We start from the raw sequence: 18,521 nt of genomic DNA on the forward strand, positions 1-18,521 counted from the left end.
AAAAACGAGAGACTACTTTCCTGAATGAGGCGCGCCTGCCTTCGCCAGCTCTTTCACCAGTGGCAGCATCACTTTTACGACATCGCGCCCGCGGTGCTCGATCCTTCCCGGCAGCGCTTTGTCGATATATTGTTGGTTATCCATTTGTACGTCATGCCAGCTGGTACCCTGCGGGAAGCTGCGGGTTTTACTGCGCTGCTGATAGCCATCTTTCTTACCGAGCGACCAGTTGGTCGCTTCCACGGAGAGCACCGGGATCCCGGCGCTGTCAAAAACGCTGGCGTCGTTACAGCAGCCGGTACCTTTCGGGAACTCCGGATTCAGCCCGGGATTGGTGAACGCGGCGATGCCGTGACTCCGGGCGATAGCCAGCGCGCGATCGCGGGTCAACTTGCGTACCGACGCCGGCGTACTGCGCCCGCTATTGAAATAGAGCTTATCGCCGACCACCAGGTTGTCGAGATTAATCACCAGCAGCGTGTTTTTCTTTTCCGCCTCGCTCATGCGTTTCAGCAAATTTTGCGCGCCCAGGCGGCCTTCTTCCTCGCCGCTGGTGGCGATAAAGCGAATGCCGTAACGGGTGGGGACGTTCTTTAAATGTTCCGCCAGTTCCAGCAGCACCCCGAGCCCCATCGCGTTATCGTCGATCCCCTGCAGCGTCAGGCCGCCGAGGTTGTTTTCTACGTCTTTATCGCTCTGCGGCGCATAGGTATCGAGGTGCGCCATAATGATAATTTGCTGACGAGACTGGCCTTCATGCGCGGCGATAACCGTGCTGCCGGTGGCGTTGTGCCAGTTCTTGCGTTGGTTGCTGTCGGTATAGATGTAGCGGGTATTAAAGTTACGCACGTCGCTTTGATAACCCATCTGGGCAAACTGCTGGCGAAGATAATCGGCTGAAAGCATCTCGGCCGGCGTACCGGTCATTCTTCCGGGGAAGACGGTGGCAATATGGCGGGCCTGAGTATTTGCGGTGTCGCCCAGAGCGCTGAATGCCGGGGCGGCGGAGAAGACAAAACCTGCGCCAAGCGTCAGCGGAAGCAGACGACGGCACATCGCGGAAAACATAATGGGTCCTTACACGAGCGAAACATTTCGACCGCGTTAGTATGAAACTGTGACGCCGCTTAAACAATTTCATTTGCTCTTAAATAGCGGAAAACTCGCGTGTTAAGCACTTTTTGATATTTAGATTTCCAGCTCGTTATTCTTTTGCGTCACAACTCATTCCATTTCGTAATTTCATTTGCTCAAAGCCGCCCCCTATAGTCCCTCTATTGCTGAATGTAAGAGAGTTGTTGCGCCGTGGATTACTTGCCCCTGTTTGCCGAGTTGAAAGAGAGACCCGTGCTGGTTATCGGCGGCGGTGAAATTGCCGTCCGCAAGATTAAATTCTTGCTGCGGGCGCAGGCGAAGGTACAAGTGGTCGCCGCCGTCCTGTCGCCAGAGCTCGCTGAACAGGTTGAACGTCAGCAAATCAGCTGGCGGGCAACCGCCTTTGATGAACAGCTGGTGGACGACGTATTTCTGGTCATTGCCGCCACCGACGATCGTGAACTCAACCAGCGGGTGTTCGCCGCGGCTAACGCGCGCTACCGCTTGGTGAACGTGGTGGATGACCAGCAACTGTGCTCATTCGTCTTTCCTTCTATTGTCGACAGATCGCCGCTGCTGGTGGCTATCTCCTCCAGCGGCAAGGCGCCGGTGCTGTCGCGCATTCTGCGTGAAAAAATCGAAGCGCTACTACCCACCAATCTTGGACGGCTGGCCGAAACGGCGAGCTACTGGCGCCATCATCTGAAAACCCGTCTGACTACCACCGAAGCGCGTCGTCGCTTCTGGGAGCGCGTTTTCACCGGGCGCTTCGCCAGCCTGATGGTGGCCGGTAACCATGCGGCGGCGGAACGGGCGCTGCAGGATGAACTCGACAGGCCGGAACGCAGCGTGGGTGAAATTATTCTGGTGGGCGCCGGTCCGGGGGATGCCGGGCTGCTGACGCTACGCGGCCTGCAGGCGATTCAGCAGGCGGACGTGGTGTTTTATGACCACCTGGTGACCGAGAGCGTGCGCGAACTGGTGCGCCGCGATGCCGAAATGATCTGCGTTGGCAAGCGCGCGGGCGAGCACTCCGTACCGCAGCACGAAACGAATCAGATGCTGGTGGAGGCCGCCAAAGCGGGGAAAACGGTGGTGCGCCTGAAGGGCGGCGACCCGTTTATCTTCGGGCGCGGCGCTGAAGAGCTACAGGCCGCCGCCGCCGCCGGGATCCCGTTCCAGGTGGTGCCAGGCGTTACCGCCGCGGCGGGCGCGACGGCCTATGCCGGCATCCCGCTGACCCATCGCGATTACGCGCAAAGCGCTGTCTTTGTCACCGGTCACTATAAATCTGACAGCGCGCCGTTTGACTGGGCGCTGCTGGCGAAGAGCCAACAAACGCTGGCGATTTACATGGGCACCATGAAAGCGGCGGACATCAGCGCTCAGCTGATCGCCCATGGCCGCGACGCGAATACTCCGGTGGCGGTGATTTCCCGCGGCACCCGCGAGGATCAGCAGACGCTGACCGGCACGTTACAACAGCTCGAACATCTGGCGAAAGATGCCCCAATGCCCGCGCTACTGGTGGTGGGCGAAGTGGTACAGCTGCATCAGCAGCTCGCCTGGTTTCAACACACAACATCTAGCGAGGGGTTTAACTCTTCGGTGGTAAATCTGGCTTAAGGAACGGTTATGGACCAAAAACGACTCACTCACCTGCGGCAACTGGAGGCGGAAAGCATCCATATCATTCGTGAGGTGGCCGCCGAATTCTCTAACCCGGTGATGATGTACTCCATCGGTAAAGATTCCAGCGTAATGCTGCATCTGGCGCGCAAAGCGTTTTATCCGGGAACCCTGCCGTTCCCGCTGCTGCACGTCGATACCGGTTGGAAATTCCGTGAGATGTATGAATTCCGTGACCGTACCGCCAAAGCCTACGGCTGTGAGCTGTTGGTGCATAAAAACCCGGAAGGGGTGGCGATGGGCATCAACCCGTTTGTTCACGGCAGCGCCAAGCATACCGATATCATGAAAACCGAAGGCCTGAAGCAGGCGCTGAACAAATACGGCTTTGATGCCGCGTTCGGCGGCGCGCGCCGCGACGAAGAGAAGTCCCGCGCTAAAGAGCGTATCTATTCCTTCCGCGACCGCTTCCACCGCTGGGACCCGAAAAATCAGCGTCCGGAGCTGTGGCACAACTACAACGGCCAGATTAACAAAGGCGAAAGCATTCGCGTCTTCCCGCTCTCTAACTGGACCGAGCTGGATATCTGGCAGTACATCTACCTGGAAAATATTGAAATCGTTCCGCTGTATCTGGCGGCAGAGCGGCCAGTACTGGAGCGCGACGGCATGCTGATGATGATCGATGACGACCGTATCGATCTGCAGCCGGGCGAGATGATCAAAAAGCAGATGGTGCGCTTCCGTACCCTCGGCTGCTGGCCGCTGACCGGCGCGGTAGAGTCCAACGCGCAAACGCTGCCGGAAATTATTGAAGAGATGCTGGTATCCACCACCAGCGAACGTCAGGGGCGCGTCATTGACCGCGACCAGGCAGGCTCCATGGAGCTGAAAAAACGTCAGGGGTATTTCTAAGGAGCCGCCATGAACACTACGATTGCACAACAAATTGCTAATGAAGGCGGCGTAGAAGCTTACCTGCACGCGCAACAGCACAAAAGCCTGCTGCGTTTTCTGACCTGCGGCAGCGTCGATGACGGCAAAAGTACCTTGATTGGCCGCCTGCTGCACGATACGCGCCAGATTTATGAAGATCAGCTCTCTTCCCTGCACAATGACAGCAAGCGTCACGGTACTCAGGGCGAGAAACTGGATCTGGCGCTGCTGGTGGATGGCCTGCAGGCCGAGCGCGAGCAGGGCATCACCATTGATGTCGCCTATCGCTACTTCTCGACTGAGAAACGCAAATTTATCATTGCCGACACGCCGGGCCATGAGCAGTACACCCGTAATATGGCGACCGGCGCGTCCACCTGCGATCTGGCGATCCTGCTGATTGACGCCCGCAAAGGCGTGCTCGACCAGACTCGCCGCCATAGTTTTATCTCCACACTATTGGGGATTAAGCACCTGGTGGTCGCGGTGAACAAAATGGATCTCGTCGAGTTCAGCGAAGCGCGCTTCAATGAAATTCGTGAAGATTATCTGACTTTCGCCGAACAGCTGCCGGGCAAGCTTGATATCCGTTTCGTGCCGCTGTCGGCGCTGGAAGGGGATAACGTCGCCACCCAGAGCGATAAAATGCCGTGGTACAGCGGCCCGACGCTGCTGGAAGTACTGGAAACCGTTGACATTCAGCGCGAGGTTGAAAGCCAGCCGCTGCGCTTCCCGGTGCAGTACGTGAACCGTCCGAACCTGGATTTCCGCGGCTTCTCCGGCACCGTCGCTTCCGGTACGGTCACCGTTGGCCAGCGCCTGAAAGTATTGCCGTCGGGCGTGGAGTCGAACGTGGCGCGTATTGTCACCTTTGACGGCGACCTGCCGCAGGCCGGAGCGGGGGAAGCGATCACTATCGTCCTGAAAGATGAAATCGACATCAGCCGCGGCGATTTGCTGGTTGACGCCGCCGCCTCGTTACCTGCGGTACAAAGCGCCAGCATCGACGTCGTGTGGATGGCGGAACAGGCGCTGTCGCCGGGCCAGAGCTATGACATTAAAGTGGCTGGCAAGAAAACCCGCGCCCGCGTTGACGCTATCCGCTATCAGGTGGACATCAATAATCTGACCCAGCGTGAAGTCGAAACCCTGCCGCTGAACGGCATCGGGCTGGTGGAGCTGACCTTTGACGAGCCGCTGGTGCTCGATCCGTATCAGGACAATCCGGTGACCGGCGGGCTTATCTTTATCGATCGCCTGAGCAACGTGACGGTGGGCGCGGGAATGGTCAACGAACCGCACCTGCAGGCGCAGGCTCCGACGTCACAGTACAGCGCCTTTGAGCTGGAACTGAATCAATTGATTCGTAAACACTTCCCGCACTGGGACGCGCGCGATCTGCTGGGAGGTAAGTAATGGCCCGGCATGACGAAAACGTCGTCTGGCATGCGCATCCTGTCACCCGCGAGCAGCGCGAACAGCATCATGGCCATCGCGGCGTGGTGCTGTGGTTTACCGGCCTCTCGGGGTCGGGTAAATCCACCGTCGCCGGGGCGCTGGAAGAGGCGCTGCACGAGCTTGGCGTGAGCACCTATTTGCTTGACGGCGATAATGTGCGCCACGGGCTGTGTAGCGATCTGGGATTCAGTGACGACGATCGCAAAGAGAACATTCGCCGCGTCGGTGAAGTGGCTAAGCTGATGGTCGATGCCGGGCTGGTTGTATTGACGGCGTTTATATCTCCGCATCGAGCGGAACGGCAGATGGTGCGCGAGCGTTTGGGGGAAGGACGCTTTATCGAAGTGTTTGTCGATACTCCTCTGGCCACTTGTGAGACGCGGGATCCGAAAGGACTGTACAAGAAGGCGCGGGCAGGGGAGCTGCGTAATTTTACCGGTATTGATTCGGTCTATGAATCCCCGGAGAACGCTGAAATTCATCTGGATGGTGAACAATTGGTAACAAATTTGGTGCACCAACTATTAGACCTGCTTCGACAGAGCGATATTATCAGATCCTGAAAAGGCAACGGCATCGAGGGGTGCCGGTCGCCCGGTCAACAGGATTCGATATGCGCAATACCCAGAACCTCAGTATTATTCGTTCAGAACCGCCTCCGGCGGCCGGCGACGAGACCACCTGGTCTTTGTCGGGCGCCGCCGTGGGCTTTATTTCATGGCTGCTGGCGCTGGGTATTCCCTTCCTCATGTATGGCGGTAATACGCTCTTTTTCTTCCTCTATACCTGGCCTTTCTTCCTTGCCATTATGCCGGTCGCCGTGGTGGTCGGTATTGCGCTACATTCATTACTGGACGGCAAGCTGATTTACAGCGTTTGCGCGACGATTTTAACCGTCGGGCTGATGTTTGGTCTGCTGTTCCTCTGGCTGTTGGGATAGCCTTTTTGGGATGAATCAAGCCTGGGTATCCATCGCAAAAATGTGGTACAGTCCCCGCGTTACGTGGCATCGTCCGCGCGCCAGGGTAGAGTACTCCGGCGAGTTATGGGATGATGATGCCGTTTTTCAGGGGGCAGGATGGGTAAATTAACGCTGCTATTATTAGCTTTGCTGGTCTGGCTACAGTACTCGCTGTGGTTTGGCAAAAATGGTTTGCACGACTATAGCCGGGTTAATGACGATGTCTCCGCTCAGCAGGCCACTAACGCCAAATTAAAAGCGCGCAACGATCAGCTTTTCGCCGAAATTGACGATCTCAACGGCGGTCAGGAGGCGATCGAGGAACGCGCGCGCAATGAACTCAGCATGACCCGCCCGGGCGAAACGTTCTATCGTCTGGTGCCGGATGCATCAAAACGCAATCAGGGTTCTGCGCAGAATAATCGATAAACAAGCCCAGGATGACAATATGGCAGCCACTTTTCCGGGCGTTTGCGCCGTGGTGCCGGCAGCCGGTTTTGGCCGCCGTATGCAAACGGAGTGCCCGAAACAATATCTCTCAATCGGTAACAAAACGATTCTCGAACATTCGGTCGCCGCGCTGCTGGCGAACGAGCGCGTTCAGCGAGTGGTCATCGCCGTTAGCCCCGGCGATATCCGCTTTAGTCAACTTCCCTTAGCCCACCATCCGCAGGTCACCGTCGTTGACGGCGGCGCCGAGCGTGCCGATTCGGTACTGGCGGGGCTGAAAGCGTTAGCGGATGCGCAATGGGTGCTGGTTCATGATGCCGCGCGGCCGTGCCTGCATCAGGACGATCTCTCGCGACTGCTGGCGCTGAGCGCAACCAGCCGCGTCGGCGGCATACTGGCGGCGCCGGTGCGCGATACCATGAAGCGTGCCGAACCGGGCAAAACCGCGATCGCCCATACCGTTGAACGCAATGATTTATGGCATGCGCTGACGCCGCAATTTTTCCCGCGTGAACTGCTATTTGACTGCCTGACGCGCGCGCTGGATGAAGGCGCGACCATCACCGACGAAGCGTCGGCGCTGGAGTACTGTGGCTTCCATCCCGAATTGGTCGCCGGACGAGCTGATAATATTAAAGTAACGCGCCCGGAAGATCTGGCGCTGGCCGAATTTTACCTTACCCGTTCCCGACACCAGGAGAAGGCTTAATGCGAATTGGACATGGTTTTGACGTACACGCTTTTGGCGGTGAAGGGCCAATTATTATTGGCGGGGTACGTATTCCTTATGAGAAAGGGCTGCTCGCCCATTCCGATGGCGACGTCGCGCTACATGCGCTGACCGACGCGCTGCTAGGCGCCGCGGCGCTCGGCGACATCGGTAAACTGTTCCCGGATACCGATCCGGCCTTTAAAGGCGCGGATAGCCGGGAACTGCTGCGTGAAGCGTGGCGGCGGATTCAGACTAAGGGATATACCCTTGGCAACGTTGACGTCACCATCATCGCCCAGGCGCCAAAAATGCTGCCACATATCCCGCAGATGCGCGTGTTTATCGCCGAAGATCTTGGCTGCCATATGGACGACGTCAATGTGAAAGCGACCACCACCGAGAAGCTTGGCTTCACCGGCCGTGGCGAAGGCATCGCCTGTGAAGCGGTGGCGCTGCTGCGTAAGGCTGCGCAATGATCGCCTTTGATGACTTAACATACCTGCACGGCAAGCCGCTCAGCCAGGGGCGGCTGAAGGCTAATCCGGAAGACTTTCTGGTGGTCGAAGACCTCGGTTTCGCCCCTGATGGCGAAGGCGAACATGTGCTGGTGCGGATTCTGAAAAATGGCTGCAACACCCGTTTCGTTGCCGACGCGCTGGCGAAATTCCTTAAAATCCATGCGCGCGAAGTGAGCTTTGCCGGGCAAAAAGATAAGCACGCGGTCACCGAACAGTGGCTGTGCGCCCGCGTGCCGGGCAAAGAGATGCCGGATCTGAGCAAATTTCAGCTCGAAGGCTGCCAGGTGCTGGAGTATGCCCGCCATAAGCGTAAGCTGCGTTTAGGCGCGCTGAAGGGCAACCAGTTCACGCTGATCCTGCGGGAAATCAGCGATCGCGACGATGTCGAAAAGCGCTTGCAGGCGATAGCCGCCGCCGGCGTGCCGAACTATTTCGGCGCGCAACGCTTTGGTATCGGCGGCAGTAACCTGCAGGGCGCATTGCGCTGGGCCGAGAGCGGCGAGCCGGTGCGCGATCGCAATAAACGCAGTTTTTGGTTGTCGGCGGCACGCAGCGCGTTGTTTAATCAGCAAGTTGCAATTAGATTAAAAAAAACGGAATTTAATCAGGTTGTTGATGGCGATGCGCTACAATTAGCGGGGCGCGGAAGCTGGTTTGTGGCAACCACCGAAGAGTTGGCGGAATTGCAGGCGCGGGTCGATAACCGCGAGCTGATGATTACCGCTGCGCTGCCGGGCTGCGGCGACTGGGGCAGCCAACGCGACGCGCTGGCCGCCGAGCAAGCCGCGATAGCCGAAGAAACGTCGCTACAGGCGCTGCTGGCGCGCGAAAAAGTCGAAGCCGCGCGCCGGGCGATGCTGCTGTATCCGCAGCAATTGTGCTGGAACTGGTGGGATGATGTCACTGTTGAACTGCGCTTCTGGCTGCCAGCGGGAAGTTTTGCCACCAGCGTGGTAAGGGAACTTATCAATACAACGGGTGACTATGCGAATATTGCTGAGTAACGATGACGGTATCCACGCGCCGGGGATCCAAACCCTGGCGAAGGCCTTACGCGAATTTGCCGAGGTCCAGGTTGTTGCACCCGATCGTAATCGCAGCGGCGCCTCAAATTCGCTCACGCTGGAATCTTCTCTACGCACGTTCACCTTTGAAAATGGCGATATCGCCGTCCAGATGGGCACGCCGACCGACTGCGTTTATCTTGGCGTTAACGCGCTGATGCGTCCGCGCCCGGATATTGTGGTCTCAGGAATCAACGCGGGCCCCAATCTTGGCGATGACGTTATCTATTCCGGTACCGTCGCGGCGGCGATGGAAGGCCGCCATCTTGGTTTTCCCGCCCTTGCCGTTTCGCTGAACGGCTATCAACATTACGATACCGCGGCGGCAGTGACGTGCACCATTTTGCGCGCGTTAAGCCGCGAGCCGCTGCGTACCGGGAGGATCCTCAACATCAACGTGCCGGATCTTCCCCTCGAGCAAATCAAAGGCATTCGCGTGACCCGCTGCGGCAACCGGCATCCGGCCGACCAGGTCATTCCGCAAAAAGATCCGCGCGGCAATACGCTGTACTGGATCGGCCCGCCGGGCGATAAGCGCGATGCCGGGCCGGGAACCGATTTTGCGGCGGTGGATGAAGGCTATGTTTCCGTCACGCCATTGCATGTCGATTTAACCGCTCATCAGGCACATGAGGTGGTAACCGATTGGTTAGAACGCGTCGGGGTTGATACGCAATGGTAAGTAAACGTGTTGAAAGTTTGTTGAATCAGCTACGTACTCAGGGCATCGTCGATGAGCGAGTCCTCGAGGCAATCGCGCAGGTTCCGCGCGAGAAATTCGTTGATGAAGCCTTTGAACATAAGGCGTGGGAAAACACCGCGCTGCCGATTGGCCAGGGGCAAACCATCTCGCAGCCCTATATGGTGGCGCGGATGACGGAGCTTCTGGAACTGACGCCGGACTCAAAAGTGCTGGAAATCGGCACCGGCTCCGGCTATCAGACGGCGATCCTGGCGCACCTCGTGCACCACGTCTGCTCGGTTGAGCGGATTAAGAGCCTGCAGTGGCAGGCGCGTCGGCGTCTTAAACAACTTGATTTACATAATGTTTCAACCCGTCATGGCGATGGATGGCAGGGTTGGCAGGCTCGCGCGCCTTTTGACGCGATTATCGTCACCGCCGCGCCGCCGGAAATTCCGGCCGCGCTGATGGCGCAGCTTGATGAAGGCGGCGTGCTGGTTTTGCCGGTCGGTGAAGAACATCAGTACCTGAAGCGGATCCGTCGCCGCGGCGGCGAATTTTTCATCGATACCGTCGAGGCCGTTCGCTTTGTTCCGCTCGTCAGAGGGGAACTGGCCTGAACCCGGATTATTCCAGGTTTTTTTTGCCTAAGTTTAGGCGTAGGGTGGACACATTTTTCAGTGTCCTGGCCGGGCGCTGCCCGGTAAGCAAGATATTGGCAGTTAACATATTCCTGGGGGATAAATGAGCGCGGGAAGCCCAAAATTTACCGTAAGCCGTATTGCGGCGTTGTCACTGGTTTCACTCTGGCTGGCCGGGTGTACAAATACCAATAATCCGCCTGCGCCGGTGAATTCGGCAAGCGGCGCTGCGTCCTCCAGCACCAATTCCGGGATGCTGATTACACCGCCATCCTCCGGCGCGCAGCAAGTTCCTCCGGCTCAGCCGATTCAACCGATGCAGACCCAGCCAATTCAGACCCAGCCGACTCAGGTTCAGCCGATGGCTCAACAACCGGTGCAGACGGTGAACGGTAAGATTGTTTACAACCGTAAATATGGCGATATTCCGAAAGGTAGCTATACCGGCGGCAGTACCTATACCGTTAAGCGCGGCGATACCCTGTTCTATATCGCGTGGGTCACCGGCAACGATTTCCGCGACCTTGCGGAACGCAACAACGTCCCGGCGCCGTACGCGCTGAACGTGGGCCAGGTGCTGCAGGTCGGCAACTCCGCAGGCCAGCCGATCACCGGCGAAAACCCGGTATCTCAGGCTAGCGCGCAGGCAAGCGGCGGTGCGACGGCCACCACAACTTCTGCACAAAAATCCACCGCAGTGGTTGCGTCACAACCGACTATTACGTATTCTGAATCTTCAGGTGAACAGAGTGCTACTAAGATGTTGCCGAATAATAAACCAGCAACGACCACAACAACGGTCGCTCCGGTTACGGCGCCATCAACCGTTAGCACAACCCAACCGACTGCAAGCAGTACGTCTACCAGTTCGCCGATCTCATCATGGCGCTGGCCGACTGATGGCAAGGTTATCGAGAACTTTAGCGGCGCGGAAGGCGGCAATAAAGGTATCGACATTGCAGGCAGTAAAGGACAGGCTATTGTCGCGACCGCCGATGGGCGCGTCGTCTATGCCGGTAACGCACTGCGCGGTTACGGTAATCTTATTATCATCAAACACAACGATGATTACCTGAGTGCCTACGCTCATAACGATACCATGCTGGTTCGGGAGCAACAGGAAGTCAAAGCGGGGCAGAAAATCGCTACCATGGGTAGCACCGGAACCAGCTCAACAAGATTACATTTTGAAATTCGTTACAAGGGGAAATCCGTCAACCCGCTGCAGTACTTACCGCAGCGATAATTTGGCAAAGTACGGATAAGCGTAACACCATGAAAGGCGCCAGGGCGGTCGCGATATGCCTCCTTCAGTGGAGGTATAAAGAGGATAACTCCGGCGTCGTTTAGTGATGGGTCGCGGAAGGTGCTTTGCTCAGGGATCACGGGTAGGAGCCACCTTTATGAGTCAGAATACGCTGAAAGTTCATGATTTAAATGAAGACGCGGAATTTGATGAGAACGGAATGGAGGTTTTCGACGAGAAAGCCTTAGTAGAAGAGGAACCCAGTGATAGCGATCTGGCTGAGGAAGAGCTGCTGTCGCAAGGCGCCACCCAACGCGTTCTCGATGCGACACAGCTGTATCTTGGTGAGATTGGTTATTCCCCGCTGCTGACGGCCGAAGAGGAAGTCTATTTCGCCCGTCGCGCACTACGTGGAGATGTTGCTTCACGCCGTCGCATGATTGAAAGTAACCTGCGTCTGGTGGTGAAGATTGCTCGTCGTTACAGCAATCGTGGTCTGGCGCTGCTGGATCTGATTGAAGAAGGTAACCTCGGCCTGATCCGCGCAGTTGAGAAGTTTGACCCGGAGCGTGGGTTCCGTTTTTCAACCTACGCCACCTGGTGGATCCGTCAAACGATTGAACGGGCGATTATGAACCAAACCCGTACCATTCGTTTGCCTATCCATATTGTGAAAGAGCTGAACGTTTATCTGCGTACCGCGCGCGAGTTGTCGCATAAGCTGGACCACGAGCCAAGCGCCGAAGAGATAGCCGAACAGCTGGATAAACCGGTTGATGACGTTAGCCGTATGCTGCGTCTGAACGAGCGCATTACCTCAGTGGATACCCCGCTGGGCGGTGATTCAGAAAAAGCGCTGCTGGATATTCTGGCCGATGAAAAAGACAACGGCCCGGAAGACACCACGCAGGACGATGATATGAAACAAAGCATCGTCAAATGGCTGTTCGAACTGAACGCCAAACAGCGCGAAGTACTGGCTCGTCGTTTCGGGCTGCTGGGATATGAAGCCGCAACGCTTGAAGATGTGGGTCGTGAAATCGGCCTGACCCGCGAACGCGTGCGTCAGATTCAGGTGGAAGGCCTGCGCCGCCTGCGGGAGATCCTGCAGGGACAGGGGCTAAACATCGAAGCGCTATTCCGCGAATAAATCGTTTTCTCTCAAAAAGGCCCAATCCAGCGATTGGGCCTTTTCCTTTGTATTAACCGATACGGGTTTCCTGCAGGTGACGCCAGAGGATTTTTCCCTCAATGCGTTGAAATATCGCCGTCGACCAGCGCACGACTTCGCCTTGTTCCGGCAGGGTCTGGCTTTCGCGGTACAGCACCGCGCCGCCGTCATGCCATTCGCTCAACACCTGCGCATTATCAACCACGATACTTAATCCCGGGCGACTGCCGCCAGCGCTATGGAAAAAGCCGCTTACCGTTGGGTAATCCATCTTTACGCCGCTGATAGGGACCATTGTAAATTCTTGCGCAAAGCGGCTCATTAGCGCTTGCGCGCTACCTTCTTTCCGGCCCAACCATTGTTCAATGATTACGTGGGCGTCGATAACTTCTTGGATCCATGGGTTCATGTTTACTCCAGGTTAAGCTGCAGGCAATGCAGGCGATTACTGTAAACCGCGCCTCAGGGGCGGATAAACGCGCTTTTCAGGGATATACTGTCTAAAAAATTTTGACAATAAGCCCTATTCAAATGCTAAACCTGCAGCGCGTTACCATGTTTGTCGCCGTTGTTGATGCCGGGAGCTTTACCGCCGCGGCGACGGCGCTTGGGCAGACCAAAGCGGTGGTCAGTTTTAACGTTCGCCAGCTTGAGAGTGAGCTGGGGGTGACGTTGCTTCTGCGTTCGACGCGCCGGTTAACGCTCACCGAAGCCGGGGCGGTGTTTTACCAGCGCGGCGTTGGGCTGCTGAAAGCCGCGGAGAATTTACAGGACGAGGTGCGCGCCAGCCACACCGGGTTAAGTGGTGAACTGCGGATCACTACCACCCCGGAATATGGCGCGCAGGTGATCATCCCGGCGCTGGCGGAATTCGCTCGTCGACATCCGGCGCTGCGGGTGCGCCACGTCTCATCGTCGTATCACGCGGATTTGATCTCTGAACGGTTTGATGTCGCGATCCGCCTCGGTACCCTGGCCGATTCACGCTATCACGCGGCTCGGATTTCGCGTTTCGCCATCGTGCCCGTGGCCTCGCCGGTTTTGCTGGATAAACATCCGCTGCGCACGCTTGCCGACCTGGCGCAGGCGGAGTGGATTGTTAACGAGCGCTTAGCGACCCCGCTACGCTGGCAGCTCCTGACCGTCGAAGGGCAATCGATCGCTTTTGAAATTACGCAACCACCGCGGATCTCAGCCGATAGCGCACAAGCGTTAATGGGCTTTGCGCTGGCGGGAAGCGGGGTGGCGCTGCTCCCAGAGTGGCTGGTGGCTGAAGCCATCGCGCGGCAGGAGCTAGTGCGGGTATTGCCGGAGTATATTTTTCCCTCTCAGGGGGTATACGCCGTCTACCCGGACGCGCAGCATGTGCCAACCAAGGTCCGGGCATTTATCGATTTTCTGCGCGAGCGAACCGCTTAATCCGCGGTTTTACTTTCCATCATTTTCAGCACCAGCCGGGAAAACTGCGCGCGTTCCTCTTCGTTAAGGCGGCTCAAAAACTCTTCATCGACACGGTTGCCCTGCGGCATGGAATTTGCGAGCAGCGCCTGTCCTTCATTCGTCAGATAGACAAAGCGGCGACGTTTATCTGTCGGATCGTGTTCGCGGCGCACCAGCCCGCGTTTTTCCATCCGGCTTAGCATCTCCGCCAGCGTCGCTTTCGTGCTGACGGCCGCTTCGATAAGCGTCACCTGCTCGATACCAGGATGTTCGGCGACCGAGCGCATCACCGCGTATTGCGGCTTGGTCAGTTCCGGTAATTCATGTTGCCAGCGCGCGGTGTGCTGTTGAAAAAGCTGGCGCAGAAGGTGGAACGCCTCGTTACGTAACTCCATGAACACTCCGTCACAAAAATATCACCTTTATGATAGCCGCATTTACGGCTTCTTTTCACATCTCATTTTTTTGATTATTGATGCGGATCGTATGCGAACGATATTGAGATCCCGTAAAAATGAGCGTAGTTTTAATACAAAGGTTCGTATACGAACAATGTATGAGGTAGTGAATGAAACTGATTATTGGGATGACCGGGGCGACCGGCGCGCCGTTGGGCGTCGCGCTATTGCAAGCGCTGAACGAAATGCCGGATGTAGAAACGCACCTGGTGATGTCGAAATGGGCAAAAACCACTATTGAGCTGGAAACGCCCTATAGCGCTCGTGAAGTCGCCGCGCTGGCGGACTTCTGCCATAGCCCGGCGGATCAGGCCGCGACCATCTCATCAGGATCGTTTCGTACCGACGGCATGATTGTTATCCCGTGCAGCATGAAAACGCTGGCAGGTATCCGCGCAGGCTATGCGGAAGGGTTAGTCGGCCGCGCGGCCGACGTCGTGCTGAAAGAGGGGCGCAAGCTGGTTCTGGTGCCGCGTGAAATGCCGCTGAGCACCATTCATCTGGAGAACATGCTGGCGCTGTCGCGCATGGGCGTGGCGATGGTGCCGCCGATGCCTGCCTACTACAACCACCCGGAAACGGTGGAGGATATCACCAACCATATCGTGACCCGGGTGTTGGATCAGTTTGGTCTCGAATACCGCAAAGCGCGCCGCTGGAACGGCCTGCGCGCGGTCGAGAATTTATCACAGGAGAATTAGTCATGGCTTTTGATGATTTACGCAGCTTTTTGCAGGCGCTGGATGAGCAGGGGCAACTGCTAAAAATTAGCGAAGAGGTGAATGCCGAGCCGGATCTCGCCGCTGCCGCTAACGCCACAGGGCGCATCGGCGACGGCGCGCCAGCGCTGTGGTTCGATAACATTCGCGGCTTTACCGATGCCCGTGTCGCCATGAACACCATCGGTTCCTGGCAAAACCACGCGATTTCGCTGGGGCTGCCGCCAAACACGCCGGTGAAAAAACAGATTGATGAATTTATTCGCCGCTGGGATAAATTCCCGGTAACGCCGGAGCGTCGCGCTAATCCAGCGTGGGCGGAAAACACCGTTGATGGCGACGATATCAACCTGTTCGATATTCTGCCGTTGTTCCGCCTGAACGATGGCGACGGTGGTTTCTATCTCGACAAAGCCTGCGTGGTTTCTCGCGATCCGCTTGACCCGGACAACTTCGGTAAACAGAACGTCGGCATTTACCGGATGGAAGTGAAAGGCAAGCGCAAGCTGGGCCTGCAGCCGGTACCGATGCACGATATCGCGCTGCATCTGCATAAAGCGGAAGAGCGCGGTGAGGATCTGCCCATTGCCATCACTCTGGGTAACGACCCGATTATTACCCTGATGGGCGCCACGCCGCTGAAATATGACCAGTCAGAATATGAGATGGCGGGCGCGCTGCGCGAAAGTCCGTATCCCATCGCCACCGCACCGCTGACCGGCTTTGACGTACCCTGGGGCTCGGAAGTGATCCTTGAAGGGGTGATTGAAGGGCGCAAGCGTGAAATTGAAGGGCCGTTCGGCGAGTTCACCGGCCACTACTCAGGCGGCCGCAATATGACGGTGGTGCGTATCGATAAAGTCTCTTATCGCACAAAACCGATTTTTGAATCGTTGTATCTCGGAATGCCGTGGACCGAAATCGACTATCTGATGGGCCCGGCGACCTGCGTGCCGCTGTACCAGCAGCTGAAAGCCGAGTTCCCGGAAGTGCAGGCGGTCAACGCCATGTACACCCATGGCCTGCTGGCGATTATCTCCACCAAAAAACGCTACGGCGGTTTTGCCCGCGCGGTGGGATTACGGGCGATGACTACCCCGCATGGCCTCGGCTACGTGAAAATGGTCATTATGGTTGATGAAGATGTCGACCCGTTCAACCTGCCGCAGGTGATGTGGGCACTCTCCTCGAAGGTCAACCCGGCGGGCGACCTGGTGCAGTTGCCGAACATGTCGGTACTGGAGCTCGACCCTGGTTCCAGCCCGGCGGGGATCACCGACAAACTGATTATCGACGCCACCACCCCGGTTGCGCCGGACCTTCGCGGTCACTACAGCCAGCCGGTGCAGGATTTACCGGAAACCAAAGCCTGGGCTGAAAAACTGACCGCCATGTTGGCCAACCGTAAATAAGGAGAAGAAGATGATTTGTCCACGTTGCGCTGATGAACAGATTGAAGTGATGGCGACGTCGCCGGTAAAAGGGGTATGGATCGTTTATCAGTGCCAGCACTGCCTCTATACCTGGCGTAATACCGAACCGCTGCGTCGTACCAGCCGCGAACATTATCCGCAAGCGTTTCGCATGACGCAGAAAGATATTGATGAGGCGCCGCAGGTACCGCACGTACCGCCGCTATTACCGGAAGATAAGCGTTAAATGACTGGCCCGGATATTCCGGGCCTTTTTATGTAGAATTAAAGGGCGTGACAAGTATTTTCAATTATATTATAACTAATGACGTAATCATTAATGGTTATAATTCACATCTTGTCAGCTATCATTACTCATTTTTGCTTCTCCCTGGTCGTTTTTTCAAACAGTCAACCCTCCGTAAGTTTTTAATTAAATACATCCAGTTTGAATCAATCTGTAAATATCTTGTAGTCTAAATATGGACTCGAACGAGTATTTAGAAATACATATTAACGCCCATTTTTGTCGAAGCGAGTTAATAAGCATTATCACTGAACGTGCATTATTTAATGGGCGTTTGGTGATAATGCTTTTCGATTGTCATGATGACAGCGTTAATAATTGCGATGTTTATTATTTTTATTGGGATATTAAAGAATGAAACTTACTAAAATCGGCGCAGCTCTGGTTCTGACTTTTGGCATGAGCGCGGCAGCGATGGCATCTAACACCATTACCTTTAACGGTGAAGTGCTGGAGACGGGTTGCAATATCACTGTTGATGGCGGTACTCCGGATGCAACCGTTGAACTGGGCAGCGTGGCAGCAACTGATTTGGTAGCAAAAGGTGACCTCGGCGCGCCGAAACAGTTCGTTTTTAATCTGGACCAGTGCCCGACTGCGTCCAATGTCAATATTGTCTTCTCTGCGCCGGTTGACCCGGTGGCTGGTGATGACTCGTACTTCGCGAATACTGCCAGTGGGGTTGGTGTCACTGCTGCACAAAACGTTGCCGTTCAACTGAAGCAAGGCGGTTCTAATGGCACCATCGTGAAGAACAATGCAGACAACGATCCTATTACCCTGGACTCTGGCTCTGCTACCGAGACCTACACCGCATCGATGATTGCTGTTGATCAGGCTGTTGCTGGTACGGTTCAGTCCGTCGTGACCTATAACGTCCGTTATAACTAATCCTGAAGGAGGGGAAACCCTCCTTATATTTTTGTGAGTGCATAATGAAACCCATCGCAGCTTTTGTTTTTTGTGTGGCCGCCGTTGCCAGCCTGAATGCGTCTGCCAGTATCGTTACCGGCGGAACGCGGGTGATTTTTGACGGCTCCCATCAGGCCGCCTCGTTATCCGTGGAAAACTCGGACAAAGTTACCAATCTTGTGCAATCCTGGGTCAGTCCCGCCGAAGGTAGCGCGCTGAAAAAAGAAACTATGATTATTACGCCGCCGCTGTTTCGCCTCGAAGCCGGGAAAAAAGCGTCGATCCGTATTGTTCGTTCAGGGATGCCGGTTGCGGAAGATCGCGAATCATTATTGTGGCTAAACGTAAAAGGTATTCCCGCTACGGATGATAGTTCTGCTGGCAAAAATACCATGCAGATTGCCATCAATTCGAAAATTAAGCTGATCTATCGCCCGGTTGCGCTCAAAAGCCAGTCGCCGGAAAGCAGTGCAAATAAAGTGGTATGGAAGCCGGCTGCCGGCGGTGTGCAGATCAATAACCCGACGCCGTTTTATATGAACTTCTCCCGCATAGAAATTAATAATCATGCGCTCAGCGGCCAATATTTTGTCGCACCGTTCTCCACGCTGAATATTTCCGAAGGGAAGATCCCCTCCCACGGCAAAGTGACCTGGTCGCTGATTAATGATTACGGCGTGAAAGGTCAGGACAAAGTCTCTTCATATTAA

At 56.0% G+C, this 18,521-nt stretch carries 22 protein-coding genes; 19 read left to right on the forward strand and 3 right to left on the reverse strand.

Annotated features, from left to right (window positions below; genetic code table 11):
* Window positions 1-12: 12 nt before the first annotated feature.
* Window positions 13-1,068, reverse strand: a complete 1,056-nt coding sequence (locus tag ABLV17_RS09520) for an aminopeptidase (RefSeq protein WP_308958018.1) — start codon at window positions 1,066-1,068, stop codon at window positions 13-15.
* 246 nt (window positions 1,069-1,314) lie between these two features.
* Between ABLV17_RS09520 and cysG the strand changes: the two genes are divergently transcribed.
* From cysG to rpoS, 13 genes are all read left to right on the forward strand, one after another.
* The gene (gene cysG / locus ABLV17_RS09525) at window positions 1,315-2,721 is read left to right on the forward strand and encodes a siroheme synthase CysG (protein ID WP_162750123.1); all 1,407 of its coding nucleotides are present in this window, start codon (window positions 1,315-1,317) and stop codon (window positions 2,719-2,721) included.
* Between the two features lie 9 nt (window positions 2,722-2,730).
* A complete protein-coding gene (cysD, locus tag ABLV17_RS09530; RefSeq protein ID WP_015369979.1) occupies window positions 2,731-3,639 on the forward strand; it encodes a sulfate adenylyltransferase subunit CysD in 909 nt (302 codons plus the stop codon).
* Window positions 3,640-3,648: 9 nt separating this feature from the next.
* Window positions 3,649-5,076, forward strand: a complete 1,428-nt coding sequence (cysN, locus tag ABLV17_RS09535; RefSeq protein ID WP_308958019.1) for a sulfate adenylyltransferase subunit CysN — start codon at window positions 3,649-3,651, stop codon at window positions 5,074-5,076.
* Window positions 5,076-5,681 (forward strand): adenylyl-sulfate kinase, encoded by a 606-nt coding sequence (gene cysC, locus ABLV17_RS09540; protein ID WP_047044279.1) that lies wholly within the window; start codon window positions 5,076-5,078, stop codon window positions 5,679-5,681. The genes cysN and cysC overlap by 1 nt, the downstream gene beginning before the upstream one ends.
* A gap of 50 nt (window positions 5,682-5,731) precedes the next feature.
* Entirely contained in the window at window positions 5,732-6,058 is a 327-nt protein-coding gene (locus ABLV17_RS09545) for a DUF3561 family protein (RefSeq protein ID WP_047044281.1), read from the forward strand.
* Window positions 6,059-6,196: 138 nt separating this feature from the next.
* A complete protein-coding gene (gene ftsB / locus ABLV17_RS09550) occupies window positions 6,197-6,508 on the forward strand; it encodes a cell division protein FtsB (protein ID WP_015369983.1) in 312 nt (103 codons plus the stop codon).
* A 19-nt stretch (window positions 6,509-6,527) separates the two neighbouring features.
* Window positions 6,528-7,238: a 2-C-methyl-D-erythritol 4-phosphate cytidylyltransferase gene (gene ispD, locus ABLV17_RS09555; protein WP_047039060.1), complete on the forward strand. Its 711-nt coding sequence runs from the start codon at window positions 6,528-6,530 to the stop codon at window positions 7,236-7,238.
* The gene (ispF, locus tag ABLV17_RS09560) at window positions 7,238-7,717 is read left to right on the forward strand and encodes a 2-C-methyl-D-erythritol 2,4-cyclodiphosphate synthase (RefSeq protein ID WP_308958021.1); all 480 of its coding nucleotides are present in this window, start codon (window positions 7,238-7,240) and stop codon (window positions 7,715-7,717) included. The genes ispD and ispF overlap by 1 nt, the downstream gene beginning before the upstream one ends.
* Window positions 7,714-8,763 carry a tRNA pseudouridine(13) synthase TruD gene (gene truD, locus ABLV17_RS09565; protein ID WP_308958022.1) on the forward strand — a complete coding sequence of 350 codons (1,050 nt, stop codon included), beginning with the start codon at window positions 7,714-7,716 and terminating at the stop codon, window positions 8,761-8,763. Before ispF ends, truD begins: the two co-directional genes overlap by 4 nt.
* Window positions 8,744-9,505: a 5'/3'-nucleotidase SurE gene (gene surE, locus ABLV17_RS09570; protein ID WP_015369987.1), complete on the forward strand. Its 762-nt coding sequence runs from the start codon at window positions 8,744-8,746 to the stop codon at window positions 9,503-9,505. Before truD ends, surE begins: the two co-directional genes overlap by 20 nt.
* Window positions 9,499-10,125, forward strand: coding sequence for a protein-L-isoaspartate(D-aspartate) O-methyltransferase (locus tag ABLV17_RS09575; protein WP_087858575.1), 627 nt, complete (start codon window positions 9,499-9,501; stop codon window positions 10,123-10,125). The genes surE and ABLV17_RS09575 overlap by 7 nt, the downstream gene beginning before the upstream one ends.
* A gap of 124 nt (window positions 10,126-10,249) precedes the next feature.
* A complete protein-coding gene (nlpD, locus tag ABLV17_RS09580) occupies window positions 10,250-11,392 on the forward strand; it encodes a murein hydrolase activator NlpD (protein WP_045361378.1) in 1,143 nt (380 codons plus the stop codon).
* A 157-nt stretch (window positions 11,393-11,549) separates the two neighbouring features.
* Complete coding sequence (gene rpoS, locus ABLV17_RS09585) at window positions 11,550-12,542, forward strand: RNA polymerase sigma factor RpoS (protein WP_015703292.1); 993 nt, start codon at window positions 11,550-11,552, stop codon at window positions 12,540-12,542.
* Between the two features lie 52 nt (window positions 12,543-12,594).
* On the opposite strand, the gene ABLV17_RS09590 is transcribed toward rpoS, so the two are convergent.
* The gene (locus tag ABLV17_RS09590) at window positions 12,595-12,972 is read right to left on the reverse strand and encodes a DUF4440 domain-containing protein (protein ID WP_308958023.1); all 378 of its coding nucleotides are present in this window, start codon (window positions 12,970-12,972) and stop codon (window positions 12,595-12,597) included.
* Window positions 12,973-13,094: 122 nt separating this feature from the next.
* Between ABLV17_RS09590 and ABLV17_RS09595 the strand changes: the two genes are divergently transcribed.
* A complete protein-coding gene (locus ABLV17_RS09595) occupies window positions 13,095-13,982 on the forward strand; it encodes a LysR family transcriptional regulator (RefSeq protein WP_308958024.1) in 888 nt (295 codons plus the stop codon).
* On the opposite strand, the gene ABLV17_RS09600 is transcribed toward ABLV17_RS09595, so the two are convergent.
* Window positions 13,979-14,398 carry a MarR family transcriptional regulator gene (locus ABLV17_RS09600; RefSeq protein ID WP_087858572.1) on the reverse strand — a complete coding sequence of 140 codons (420 nt, stop codon included), beginning with the start codon at window positions 14,396-14,398 and terminating at the stop codon, window positions 13,979-13,981. The genes ABLV17_RS09595 and ABLV17_RS09600 overlap by 4 nt on opposite strands.
* Window positions 14,399-14,571: 173 nt before the next feature.
* On the opposite strand from ABLV17_RS09600, the gene ABLV17_RS09605 reads away from it, so the two are divergent.
* The 5 genes from ABLV17_RS09605 (at window position 14,572) to ABLV17_RS09625 (ending at window position 18,521) form a co-directional block, all read left to right on the forward strand.
* Window positions 14,572-15,162: a non-oxidative hydroxyarylic acid decarboxylases subunit B gene (locus ABLV17_RS09605; RefSeq protein WP_087858571.1), complete on the forward strand. Its 591-nt coding sequence runs from the start codon at window positions 14,572-14,574 to the stop codon at window positions 15,160-15,162.
* Window positions 15,163-15,164: 2 nt separating this feature from the next.
* Window positions 15,165-16,592, forward strand: coding sequence for a non-oxidative hydroxyarylic acid decarboxylases subunit C (locus tag ABLV17_RS09610; RefSeq protein WP_045361374.1), 1,428 nt, complete (start codon window positions 15,165-15,167; stop codon window positions 16,590-16,592).
* 10 nt (window positions 16,593-16,602) lie between these two features.
* Window positions 16,603-16,839, forward strand: coding sequence for a non-oxidative hydroxyarylic acid decarboxylases subunit D (locus ABLV17_RS09615; protein ID WP_308958025.1), 237 nt, complete (start codon window positions 16,603-16,605; stop codon window positions 16,837-16,839).
* A 414-nt stretch (window positions 16,840-17,253) separates the two neighbouring features.
* Complete coding sequence (locus ABLV17_RS09620; RefSeq protein ID WP_015703287.1) at window positions 17,254-17,790, forward strand: hypothetical protein; 537 nt, start codon at window positions 17,254-17,256, stop codon at window positions 17,788-17,790.
* A 44-nt stretch (window positions 17,791-17,834) separates the two neighbouring features.
* Complete coding sequence (locus tag ABLV17_RS09625; protein WP_308958026.1) at window positions 17,835-18,521, forward strand: fimbria/pilus periplasmic chaperone; 687 nt, start codon at window positions 17,835-17,837, stop codon at window positions 18,519-18,521.

It is taken from the genome of Klebsiella sp. CN_Kp091 (assembly GCF_040065095.1).
Taxonomy (GTDB): Bacteria; Pseudomonadota; Gammaproteobacteria; order Enterobacterales; family Enterobacteriaceae; genus Klebsiella; species Klebsiella aerogenes.

What these genes read in the sequence shown, in the direction of transcription:
- truD (WP_308958022.1), top strand. Translation starts at nt 7,714, where the DNA reads ATGATCGCCTTTGATGACTTAACATACCTGCACGGCAAGCCGCTCAGC.
- ABLV17_RS09545 (WP_047044281.1), top strand. Translation starts at nt 5,732, where the DNA reads ATGCGCAATACCCAGAACCTCAGTATTATTCGTTCAGAACCGCCTCCG.
- cysD (WP_015369979.1), top strand. Translation starts at nt 2,731, where the DNA reads ATGGACCAAAAACGACTCACTCACCTGCGGCAACTGGAGGCGGAAAGC.
- rpoS (WP_015703292.1), top strand. Translation starts at nt 11,550, where the DNA reads ATGAGTCAGAATACGCTGAAAGTTCATGATTTAAATGAAGACGCGGAA.
- ispF (WP_308958021.1), top strand. Translation starts at nt 7,238, where the DNA reads ATGCGAATTGGACATGGTTTTGACGTACACGCTTTTGGCGGTGAAGGG.
- nlpD (WP_045361378.1), top strand. Translation starts at nt 10,250, where the DNA reads ATGAGCGCGGGAAGCCCAAAATTTACCGTAAGCCGTATTGCGGCGTTG.
- ABLV17_RS09605 (WP_087858571.1), top strand. Translation starts at nt 14,572, where the DNA reads ATGAAACTGATTATTGGGATGACCGGGGCGACCGGCGCGCCGTTGGGC.
- ABLV17_RS09595 (WP_308958024.1), top strand. Translation starts at nt 13,095, where the DNA reads ATGCTAAACCTGCAGCGCGTTACCATGTTTGTCGCCGTTGTTGATGCC.
- surE (WP_015369987.1), top strand. Translation starts at nt 8,744, where the DNA reads ATGCGAATATTGCTGAGTAACGATGACGGTATCCACGCGCCGGGGATC.
- ftsB (WP_015369983.1), top strand. Translation starts at nt 6,197, where the DNA reads ATGGGTAAATTAACGCTGCTATTATTAGCTTTGCTGGTCTGGCTACAG.
- ABLV17_RS09610 (WP_045361374.1), top strand. Translation starts at nt 15,165, where the DNA reads ATGGCTTTTGATGATTTACGCAGCTTTTTGCAGGCGCTGGATGAGCAG.
- ABLV17_RS09575 (WP_087858575.1), top strand. Translation starts at nt 9,499, where the DNA reads ATGGTAAGTAAACGTGTTGAAAGTTTGTTGAATCAGCTACGTACTCAG.
- ABLV17_RS09615 (WP_308958025.1), top strand. Translation starts at nt 16,603, where the DNA reads ATGATTTGTCCACGTTGCGCTGATGAACAGATTGAAGTGATGGCGACG.
- ispD (WP_047039060.1), top strand. Translation starts at nt 6,528, where the DNA reads ATGGCAGCCACTTTTCCGGGCGTTTGCGCCGTGGTGCCGGCAGCCGGT.
- ABLV17_RS09590 (WP_308958023.1), bottom strand. Translation starts at nt 12,972, where the DNA reads ATGAACCCATGGATCCAAGAAGTTATCGACGCCCACGTAATCATTGAA.
- ABLV17_RS09620 (WP_015703287.1), top strand. Translation starts at nt 17,254, where the DNA reads ATGAAACTTACTAAAATCGGCGCAGCTCTGGTTCTGACTTTTGGCATG.
- ABLV17_RS09520 (WP_308958018.1), bottom strand. Translation starts at nt 1,068, where the DNA reads ATGTTTTCCGCGATGTGCCGTCGTCTGCTTCCGCTGACGCTTGGCGCA.
- ABLV17_RS09625 (WP_308958026.1), top strand. Translation starts at nt 17,835, where the DNA reads ATGAAACCCATCGCAGCTTTTGTTTTTTGTGTGGCCGCCGTTGCCAGC.
- cysN (WP_308958019.1), top strand. Translation starts at nt 3,649, where the DNA reads ATGAACACTACGATTGCACAACAAATTGCTAATGAAGGCGGCGTAGAA.
- cysC (WP_047044279.1), top strand. Translation starts at nt 5,076, where the DNA reads ATGGCCCGGCATGACGAAAACGTCGTCTGGCATGCGCATCCTGTCACC.
- ABLV17_RS09600 (WP_087858572.1), bottom strand. Translation starts at nt 14,398, where the DNA reads ATGGAGTTACGTAACGAGGCGTTCCACCTTCTGCGCCAGCTTTTTCAA.